The organism is Arsukibacterium sp., assembly GCF_041616895.1.
In the GTDB taxonomy this organism is placed as follows: Bacteria; Pseudomonadota; Gammaproteobacteria; order Enterobacterales; family Alteromonadaceae; genus Alishewanella.
Window position 1 is genome coordinate 1 of record NZ_JBFJPY010000119.1, and the last position, 8887, is coordinate 8887.

At 45.1% G+C, this 8887-nt stretch carries 10 protein-coding genes; 4 read left to right on the forward strand and 6 right to left on the reverse strand.

All coding sequences use genetic code 11. The features are described 5' to 3' along the window. Positions 1-165: 165 nt before the first annotated feature. The gene (locus tag ABY802_RS14885) at positions 166-624 is read right to left on the reverse strand and encodes a GNAT family N-acetyltransferase (RefSeq protein WP_372627915.1); all 459 of its coding nucleotides are present in this window, start codon (positions 622-624) and stop codon (positions 166-168) included. A gap of 132 nt (positions 625-756) precedes the next feature. Between ABY802_RS14885 and ABY802_RS14890 the strand changes: the two genes are divergently transcribed. Next, positions 757-1041 carry a hypothetical protein gene (locus ABY802_RS14890; protein ID WP_372627916.1) on the forward strand — a complete coding sequence of 95 codons (285 nt, stop codon included), beginning with the start codon at positions 757-759 and terminating at the stop codon, positions 1039-1041. Positions 1042-1104: 63 nt separating this feature from the next. Here ABY802_RS14890 and ABY802_RS14895 read toward each other — a convergent pair whose 3' ends face one another. Beyond that, the gene (locus ABY802_RS14895) at positions 1105-1557 is read right to left on the reverse strand and encodes a hypothetical protein (RefSeq protein WP_372627917.1); all 453 of its coding nucleotides are present in this window, start codon (positions 1555-1557) and stop codon (positions 1105-1107) included. Positions 1558-1779: 222 nt separating this feature from the next. Between ABY802_RS14895 and ABY802_RS14900 the strand changes: the two genes are divergently transcribed. Further along, complete coding sequence (locus tag ABY802_RS14900; RefSeq protein ID WP_372627918.1) at positions 1780-2244, forward strand: CreA family protein; 465 nt, start codon at positions 1780-1782, stop codon at positions 2242-2244. An 84-nt stretch (positions 2245-2328) separates the two neighbouring features. Then, positions 2329-3234 (forward strand): hypothetical protein, encoded by a 906-nt coding sequence (locus ABY802_RS14905; protein WP_372627919.1) that lies wholly within the window; start codon positions 2329-2331, stop codon positions 3232-3234. Between the two features lie 222 nt (positions 3235-3456). On the opposite strand, the gene ABY802_RS14910 is transcribed toward ABY802_RS14905, so the two are convergent. Then, the gene (locus tag ABY802_RS14910; RefSeq protein WP_372627920.1) at positions 3457-4260 is read right to left on the reverse strand and encodes a PhzF family phenazine biosynthesis protein; all 804 of its coding nucleotides are present in this window, start codon (positions 4258-4260) and stop codon (positions 3457-3459) included. A 205-nt stretch (positions 4261-4465) separates the two neighbouring features. Then, a complete protein-coding gene (locus tag ABY802_RS14915; RefSeq protein WP_372627921.1) occupies positions 4466-5194 on the reverse strand; it encodes an RluA family pseudouridine synthase in 729 nt (242 codons plus the stop codon). Positions 5195-5450: 256 nt separating this feature from the next. Between ABY802_RS14915 and ABY802_RS14920 the strand changes: the two genes are divergently transcribed. Continuing rightward, entirely contained in the window at positions 5451-6578 is a 1128-nt protein-coding gene (locus ABY802_RS14920; protein ID WP_372627922.1) for a zinc-binding dehydrogenase, read from the forward strand. A gap of 114 nt (positions 6579-6692) precedes the next feature. Here ABY802_RS14920 and ABY802_RS14925 read toward each other — a convergent pair whose 3' ends face one another. Then, on the reverse strand, positions 6693-7637 hold the full coding sequence (locus ABY802_RS14925; protein WP_372627923.1) for a RimK family alpha-L-glutamate ligase: 945 nt from the start codon (positions 7635-7637) through the stop codon (positions 6693-6695). Between the two features lie 299 nt (positions 7638-7936). Next, complete coding sequence (locus ABY802_RS14930) at positions 7937-8668, reverse strand: PEP-CTERM sorting domain-containing protein (RefSeq protein ID WP_372627924.1); 732 nt, start codon at positions 8666-8668, stop codon at positions 7937-7939. Positions 8669-8887 lie beyond the last annotated feature (219 nt).

An 8887-nucleotide genomic window follows, 5' to 3' on the forward strand; every position in this document is an offset into this window, starting at 1 on the left:
CACCAGACCAAGACGCTTTTTATCAGGTTTTTCCGAAAGTTCATGACATTCATATGTTTCTTAAGCAGACACTCTGGTGGCTGATAGCTATTCATTTCTTTGGCATTATGTACGCAAAAAGATGAACTACCGCCAAATTTTTTTGCTGACGTTTTTTTGTAACATTTAATTCTTAATCATATAGATACAATCATCTATTGGTAACTTTTCGGGATAAGTACACTGTGCAAATCCAAATTTTTCGTAAGCTTTGATTGCAAATTGATTGTGCTTAAGAACAAATAGCGAACACGTATTAACTTTTAATTCAGCAGTACCTAATTCACTAAGCCTGCTTATTAATTCACTGGCGATCCCTTTTCCCCGAAAACTGGGGTTTACTACCAGTCGCGCCAGATGACACCTGTTTAACCGTAAATAATACTGACCAAATGCCAACAGAGTAGAGTTATCATCAACCAGCGAGAATGCCTTCACTGAATCCAAATTTAGATCCGCGGTAAACGAATCAGAATCGAAAGGATACGTAAAGTTAGTGCCACTCCAATCTCTAAGTTCTTGTTCACAAGAAAACCATTTCATTAAATTTTCGATATGGCTTTTGCCAGACTTAATTAATTGCATCTTTGATAAATATCCGGACATTTAAATTAAAGCGCCAATAGAAGATCTGTTTACCATAGCTGTGCGTTTAGGTTAATCAAGTTCTATACTTTGGGATAGCATTTTGTTTAAACCCCGTCTGGAGTTTTTTACATGAAAACGTGTACCGCTTTATTGTTGATGATTGTCTTAAAAGGTTTTTTAGTCTCTTCCGCTTTTGCGCAAGACAGTAAAACCGCTTTGGTACCGCTGCCCTCCGTTGATGATTTCTCCAGAGGTGAGGATGGCTGGGGCGCCGGCTTAGGCCTGGGTGTTGAATATGAAACGGCCTACGAGGGCTCGGATGAGTTTGGGGTTGAGATCCAGCCTGCAGGCGCAGTGCAATGGCGCAGCAATTATGAAGCTGAGGTTGGTATCGGTTTTATTTATGTTTTCTAGTTTAATCAATGCTAATACAGGGCGATAATGCTGCCCTGTTTGTGGTGGGAAGTGTCGGGGAAATTACTTTCTAAACTTCATTTCCTGCATTAATGCGGTACTCATAACGGTGCGATACTCAGCCCGGTTACCACTCTCTTCTGCCATCTTTTCCATGCTTTTTTTGGTCCACTCCATGTATTTCACCCGGCGCTGTTCATTCTCAGCTACAGTGCCCATATTTTCAAACACCCGAATAAGGTAAATATCCGGCTCATCCGCACGTGGATGGACATTATTCAGCACTTGATAGCTTTTCAGCCACCCTTGAGAGACAGCAAAATCGAGATTTTTTTTCCATTCAGTCGCCAGCCATTTGTTGTATTTCATCCAGCCACCATCAGACACTTTAATCCCGGTGACTTCCCAATAATTACCGCCGATAAAAGGGGGTTCATGATCATTGGCATAAGCATTTTGACTGGTTACAAAAGTAAAGGAACAAAACATCAATCCTATCAGTAAGTTCTTTAACATTTTAGTATCTCCATATGGTTGCCCGCGATACTGCGAGCCCATTAACAATAGTCCCTCGATGCAGAACTGTCTAAATTTTGACCAGAATTGTAAGTGAGTCGTCAGCACGCCAGCGCTACATTTTACCAGCGAACACTATAAAAACGTGCGACAGGTGTTAGTCACATATCCCGCCAACAATGTTATGCTTAGCAGCTTACAGATAACCTCTAGGATATTGCCATGCGCCCCATTTACTGTGTATTCCTGCTGCTGGCACTTGCCGGCTGTGACAAAAATGAAGTAGGCGACGTATCGCTGGGTGTCTTTACCACCAAGGATATCAAGCTGGATGCGTTTAATGACCCGGTGATAACAGGCATTACCTGCCATGTCTCCAGCATTGAAGCTAATCTGGATTTTTCTGACCCCTCTGACAGCTCCATCGCCTGTCGCCAGACCGGTCCTATTACCTCAGCAATGATTGCGCAAATAGACAAAAGCAAAAATGGCGAAGTGCTATTCACTAAATCCAAGAGTATTTTCTTTAAAACCATGAAAATACGTCGTATTTTCGACGCAGAACACCAAACCCTGATGTATTTGTCCTACTCCACCAAAGAAACCTCGGGCAGCTTTAAACACAGTTTATCTACTGTGCCGTTGTGGGGAACTGAAGCATTTAAGGCTGCAAAAATACAACAATAAATGTCTGGTTCAGCGGCGATTTAGAGTAGTACGTTACAATTGCGACTGATTGATCTTCATATCGCCTAGCTGGAGGAGACTATAGTGTCGCAAAAAAGCGTTTTGTTGTTGCTTGCTAGTTTATTGCCAGGCTGGGTTATACTACTGAGCTTAGTCATGCCAGCTATAGCGCAAGAACGTAATCAGTCTCAGATCAACTCGCTTGAATGGGCAATTAACGCCGCGCCCCCCTTCCATATTGTAGATGGACCTTTTGCTGGCCAGGGCATTTGTGATGTGCTGATCGATGTCATCGATCAGCACTTACCTGAACTTGCTAGCAACCGTGTTGTATTACCGCAGTCCCGCATCCGTAAGCAATTTCAACGCAAAGAAAACCAATGCTTTCCGTGCATGATTTATCGCGCCACGCCCGGGGAAACCATTCAAAGTGAGCCCACTCATTTTTATTACCCCCACGGAATTATCACTACCCCGGAGAAAGCGCGTTTAATTCAGGCGCGTCATGGCAACCCGGTTAGTTTTGCCAGTTTAATTAGTGATAATACTTTGCGCTTTGGCTATCCCGATGGCCGGCACTATCCTGCAGTAAAAAATATTTTAGATAAAGCACTGCAAACTGATATCAGCCGTATTTCTCACACCGGTGAGAATGCCACCGTCGCTATTTTAGCGATGATTAAAAAGGGCCGCATTGACTACACTCTGGAGTATCAAATTCTGCAAAATTTAGACAATACTGAGAATCCCCCCGGCGATTTGGTATTTTTGCAAATTGCAGAAACTCAGGGGCAGCATGTGCTTGGTGCAGTCGGTTGCACCAACTCAGACTGGGGCCGGGCGGCGATAGCAAAGATAAATCAGGTACTGCCACTCGTTCGCCAGCATCCGCAATTTTTGAAGGTTCTGGGGCTGTGGTTTAATGATGACCCTGAGTTTGGCCCTTATCGTGAATTATTACGCGAGCGGGTTTGGCAAGCTGAGGAGTAAGCAAGAGCCTTGTATCCGTGAGGCATAAAGAACAACTGCAACACCCGCCCTGGCTCGCCACAGCAATTACTTCGGACATCCTGTCCTTCGCAAGCCAGCTGAAGCTGTTCAAATACGTTCCCGACGTATTTGTCCCTCGCTAACGCTCACTCAGACACTCTGTGGCGACCAAAACGGGGTTCCAGCCGTTCTCTTAATGTAACGGGCTTAACCAATCCCTATCTAAACGTAAGCAGTACCTTTTAAATACAACACCGCAAAACCTGATACCAGCACCCGATCATCCCTAAGGCTGCAATATAATACGCCACCGCGCGCGGATGCCTGATACGCCACCAGCTCATCTCTTGTCAGTTGTTTTGCCCAGTATGGCGCAAGGCCAGCATGTATTGATCCGGTTACTGGATCTTCATCGCCACCGTTAGCCGGCCAGAAATACCGAGAGATAAAGTCATACTCATTGGCGCTGGCACTGGCCTTTGCAGTCACCACCACATCAAAGGGAGCTAATTGTTTCAGCTGCTCTGATACGTAGCTCAGGCTTTTCACATCATGTTCTGTTGCCATTATCGCAAAATAAGCCTGCCGGTTTTTTAATACCTGTATTGGCTTTACCGATAAACCTGCTAATAACGCGTCTGGTACCTGTTCAACAACATCCGGGCATTGGTTAGGAAAGCTCATTTCAATTCTGCCGTCGCTATGCTGCTTAACAAACAAGGATCCCACTTCCCGGGTGACAAATTCAATTTCACCCTGACCGCCCAAATGATTAAATATCACATAGGATGCCGCCAACGTGGCGTGGCCACAAAAATCGATTTCGGTAAGCGGCGAAAACCAGCGAATTTCATATTGATTGGCGGATAGCGCCCGAACAAAGGCGGTTTCTGACAGATTATTTTCAGCGGCAATACTTTGCATCACTTCCGGCGCCAGCCACTGCGTTAACGGCACCACTGCAGCAGAGTTGCCTTTAAACTGCTGTTTGGTAAACGCATCAACAATATAAATAGCTAGTTCCAAATCAAACTCCTCAGGTTTACCAAGTTAGTATCAGGTATTGCAAGTTATTGTAGTGGCAGTTTCAGGCACTGTCATTGGCTAAATCAATAGAGGATAGAACCTCTTTTGAAGGAGCAGGGGAGTGTCTGAGCCCCTGCCGCAAGGCAACGGGCGAGTTGCCCCGGCGAGTAAGGAAGAGTGTTGTATCCGGCATGCAGAGCGCAAATCAATATTGTTGACTAAAAGGGCTGGCACTGTGCCCATGGCAAGCCTCACCGGTTAGCGGATGCTGAAAATAAATATCAGTGGCGTGCAGAAATAACCGTTTCGCCAACTGCTGGCTGGTTGCACTGTAGTACAAATCACACCCAAGGATTGGGTGACCCATGCTCAGGCTGTGAATTCTAAGCTGATGAGTACGGCCAGTTAACGGAGTAAATTTCACCAGGCTGCGCTTTGGCTGGTTAAGCCGGGCTGATACTTTGAACTGACTGGTGGCGGTTTTGCCGCTATCGCAAATTTTTACCCGAGGAAACTGGCTTTTATCTTTAGCAATAGGCGCGTTTATTACCCCTTCGTCAGCAGTTACCCAACCTTCCAACATGGCGGTATAGCGTTTTTGAACTGTGCCGGCCTGAAACTGCTTATTAAGATGTACAGCAGCAGCCTGGTTAAGCGCCACCACCATAATACCCGAGGTGCCAAAATCTAAGCGATGCGGCAATTTAGCCTGTGGAAATACCGGGCTTACTGCTGACTGGCCATGCACTATGCTGCCATTTACTAAACGGCCATGCACTAAACGAAAGTGCACCGAATCAACATTAAGCGGGTTTTTACCGGATAAGCTCAGCAGGCCAGCAGGCTTGCTGATCAATAGAATGGCATCATCCTGATATAAAATATGGACAACATCGCTGCAGGGCGGCGCAATAAAATTATCAATAATGTCCAAAATCTTCCCGGAAACATTGAATAGTGTAAGGTTTAGGGGTTGGTTAAATTGCGCAGCAGGTCTTGGCGGCCACGTAGCACTCGATTAATGTTAACCTGATTTACACTAGCCCGGCAATCGATAGGTATTGAAAGCGCAGACCGCCACCCTCACCTGAATACTATCGGCTGCAGCTTTGCCTGCACCAGCAAACCTGAATACCGCCATTGAACCGGAAGCGGCTCAGAACATTTTATAATTTGCAGGAGCAAACTCTATGGCTGATAAAAATATCCAGCTTATTTCAACGATCAGCGAAGATAATAAACTGACAATTGCGTTGCAAAACATCGACATGCCTAAACCAGGTGCCGATGAAGTGGTTATTCGGATTGAAGCGGCGCCATTAAATCCCTCTGACTTAGCGGTGATGTTCAGTGCGGCGGATATGACAACCGCAAAGCAATCTGGTACTGAGCAACATCCTGTTATCACGGCTGATGTGCCAGCGAAAGCTATGTCCGCGGTTAAAACGCGAGTGGGTAAAGCTGTTTCTGTAGGTAATGAAGGTGCCGGAACCGTGATAGCAGCAGGCACATCTGCTGGCGCACAAGCATTACTGGGTAAGACCGTTGCAGTAATTGGCGGCGGCACTTACCGGCAATATCTCTGTGCCAAAGTGCAAAGCTGCTTAGCACTAAAAGACGGCACTACAGCTAAACAGGGCGCATCGTCTTTTGTTAACCCCCTTACCGCATTAGCCATGGTGGAAACCATGCGGGCCGAAGGGCATAAAGCCATTATTCATGCGGCAGCGGCCTCTAACCTTGGCCAAATGTTAAACCGAATTTGTATTGCCGATGGGATCGATTTAATTAACATTGTACGAAAGTCAGAGCAAGAAACCCTGTTGCGTGATATGGGCGCAAAATATGTGGTTAACTCAAGTAAAGAGAGTTTTCTTGCTGACTTAACGGCGGCAATTATTGAAACGGGCGCCACTATTGCGTTTGACCCCATCGGTGGTGGCCAACTAACCAGTGACATTCTTAACTGTATGGAAACAGCCGCGTCCCGCAATATGAAAGAGCATAGTGTCTATGGTTCAGACACCTTCAAACAAGTCTACATTTATGGCGCGTTAAACCGTGGCCCTATTACGCTGCATCGTAACTTCGGCTTTGCCTGGGGGGTCAATGGTTTCTTATTATTTAATGCCCTGAGTAAACTCGGTACCAAAACGGTCATGGCAATGCGTAAACGCGTTGCTGACGAAATTACCACCACCTTCGCCAGCCACTACACCCATGAAGTGTCCTTGGCAGAGGTATTACATTTAAAATCGCTAGCGGCTTACTCTAAACAAGCGACAGGCGAGAAGTATTTAATCACACCGCAACGCTGAATGAGCGCTAATTGTAAGGCGGCTAATCTCATCGACACTCCTCAGGCTCGTTGAGATTAGCTTTTTCGACTTTATTCAGAGAAAAACGTCCGCTCGTTGCTAACAAACGAATACTTACGTCGCTAATTTATCCAACTCAGCTTTCAGATAATGTGCCAGCTTAAGCATGCCGAATTGCCCCGCCTTTGCCTCAGCGTCTGAATTATAATTGGTATTGGTGTTTACATCATAAGCATAGCTGTTGCCATCAGGATCCTGGATGGCCTCGATACCCGCAACATCAATGGCATTTGCTTTAAGAAACATTTCATACTGTTCAATAAAGGCCGGCCGATAATTTTGAAGTATTTCAAATTTAGCCTTGGGCTGTGTGGGTGTTTCATCAGTAGGGCAAAACATGTCACCTATTGAGCAGGCATCGGCCGGGCAAAGCTCGAAGCCTTCAGAAGTATCAACCTTAACCCCATACAAAAACTTGCCGCCAATAAACTCGTGCCGGATGATAAAAGGCTCGGTTGCTTTAATGTATTGTTGGATCAGGGTAATACCATCCACCGGCGCATCAAAATGGGGCCCGTCGAGATAATCTTGCAGTGCCTGTACCGAGTGAAATAATTGCACTCCTTGGCCTTTGCCTGCCCGATTATGCTTAGTGATAAATGAGCCCATACCAAGCGCGTTTGCCGCTGCAACAATGTGCTTCTTTCCAACTGCGGCAATGGTTTTTGGTGTAGCTATGCCTGCTTTTTCTAAGGCTAGGTATTGCTGTACTTTGCTTATTTCCAAACTCAATGCCCGACTGCCGTTTATTACTTTACGCCCATGATGTTCCAACCAGCCAATAACCGCGCCAGCCAGTTCCGGTGCGAACCGGTGATCCCGGGTATGCGACGATGCACTCATCCTATTATAAAAAATGCCCTCTGGTGGCTCAGCCGATAAATCGATTGAGCCTTCATCTAAATGCCATAACTCATAAGGGTAATTCAATTCATCGAGTCTGTTTTGTAAATGCACCGTCCAGTCGTTGTTTTCATGTAACACGTAAATCTTGCTCATTGGGTTAAGCCCTTAGTTACCAAGGTTATGGTTTTATTGGTTGGTCGCCGCTGGCGAAAGTATACCGTAACAACGCCGCACAGCGGCAATAGAATTAACAATTAGCTAAAGCCTAATGACCTATGAATCCTGCCTTTTCGGCTGCAATAGTCAATTGGGTATTAGCAAACTAATGAACTAGACTTGTTTAACCGAAGAAAACTTAAAAGCTGTGATGAGGCTTTCAGGTTAATTTTGATCTGACCCTGAAATTGAGGTATCGGTGCGCATATTGTATGCGCACCAGATAAGTACGCAGTTTATTTTTTGATTCTACGGCGAACTAATAAACCTGCTAAACCTAATCCAAGGATAGCGAGTGAAGTAGGTTCTGGAACTTCAGTTGTATCAGTTATTAAACTACCAGTACCGGTAATACCATCAATGAACAAAGTTGATTCAAGGCTGAAATCTACCGCATTAACAATTCCAAAAAAGAAAGTGTAATTGCCAGTTTCAGTAATATCGACGGTTAAGGCTTCCCATCCATTAATAGTACCGTCTCTTTCTGGACCAACAGAACCAAGACTCGCGAATTTAAATACCTGTGTCGCACCACCGTTTAACTGAATTCCATAGAAAGCCCAGTCATCAAAGGGTAAATAATCTTGTTCAACGAAATTCCAATTAAAAGTGAAACTATCACCAGCGCTGGCTGTGGTAGACTGCCATATCATTGAACCTTCTGTGGCAGAGACGGAATCATTAGATGCTTGCAAAGTTGCAAGGCTGATGCCCATGGCTGAAGCCAAAGTCTCAGCGGCAACACTTTGTGAAAACAATCTAGCCATCCAGTTGCCACTATCAGGGTTTACTGTCCCGATAGGCGCCCCCTCATATAACGGAGTGTCTGTTTGTACAACAGATGCTTCTCCAAGAAAAGACCAACTAGAAAGGTTACCTTCTTCAAAACCAGAATTTACTAGCGTCGCATTTGCACTAAAGCTAGAAAACATAACTACTGCAGCAATTGCTTTAATTGTAGACTTCATATACTACCTTATTTAAAAATTTCCATTTATGTGTGTATTCCGAACGTCCGCTAGCAAATATCGAGCCATATTATTTTTTGTTTAAATTCAATAATTTAAATTCACCTCAAAAAGAAAGTGTAAAAAAAACTGACAAGCCAATTGGGAAGGTGTAAAGAGTGGGGCGGAGCTACTTTGCCTTCACCCGCTCTGCCTCTGGCCTGCCTGGCTCGCACTTGG

Excerpts from the sequence above, each read along its gene's own strand:
- ABY802_RS14930 (WP_372627924.1), bottom strand. The coding sequence starts at position 8,668 with ATGAAGTCTACAATTAAAGCAATTGCTGCAGTAGTTATGTTTTCTAGC.
- ABY802_RS14900 (WP_372627918.1), top strand. The coding sequence starts at position 1,780 with ATGCGCCCCATTTACTGTGTATTCCTGCTGCTGGCACTTGCCGGCTGT.
- ABY802_RS14925 (WP_372627923.1), bottom strand. The coding sequence starts at position 7,637 with ATGAGCAAGATTTACGTGTTACATGAAAACAACGACTGGACGGTGCAT.
- ABY802_RS14920 (WP_372627922.1), top strand. The coding sequence starts at position 5,451 with ATGGCTGATAAAAATATCCAGCTTATTTCAACGATCAGCGAAGATAAT.
- ABY802_RS14890 (WP_372627916.1), top strand. The coding sequence starts at position 757 with ATGAAAACGTGTACCGCTTTATTGTTGATGATTGTCTTAAAAGGTTTT.
- ABY802_RS14895 (WP_372627917.1), bottom strand. The coding sequence starts at position 1,557 with ATGTTAAAGAACTTACTGATAGGATTGATGTTTTGTTCCTTTACTTTT.
- ABY802_RS14885 (WP_372627915.1), bottom strand. The coding sequence starts at position 624 with ATGCAATTAATTAAGTCTGGCAAAAGCCATATCGAAAATTTAATGAAA.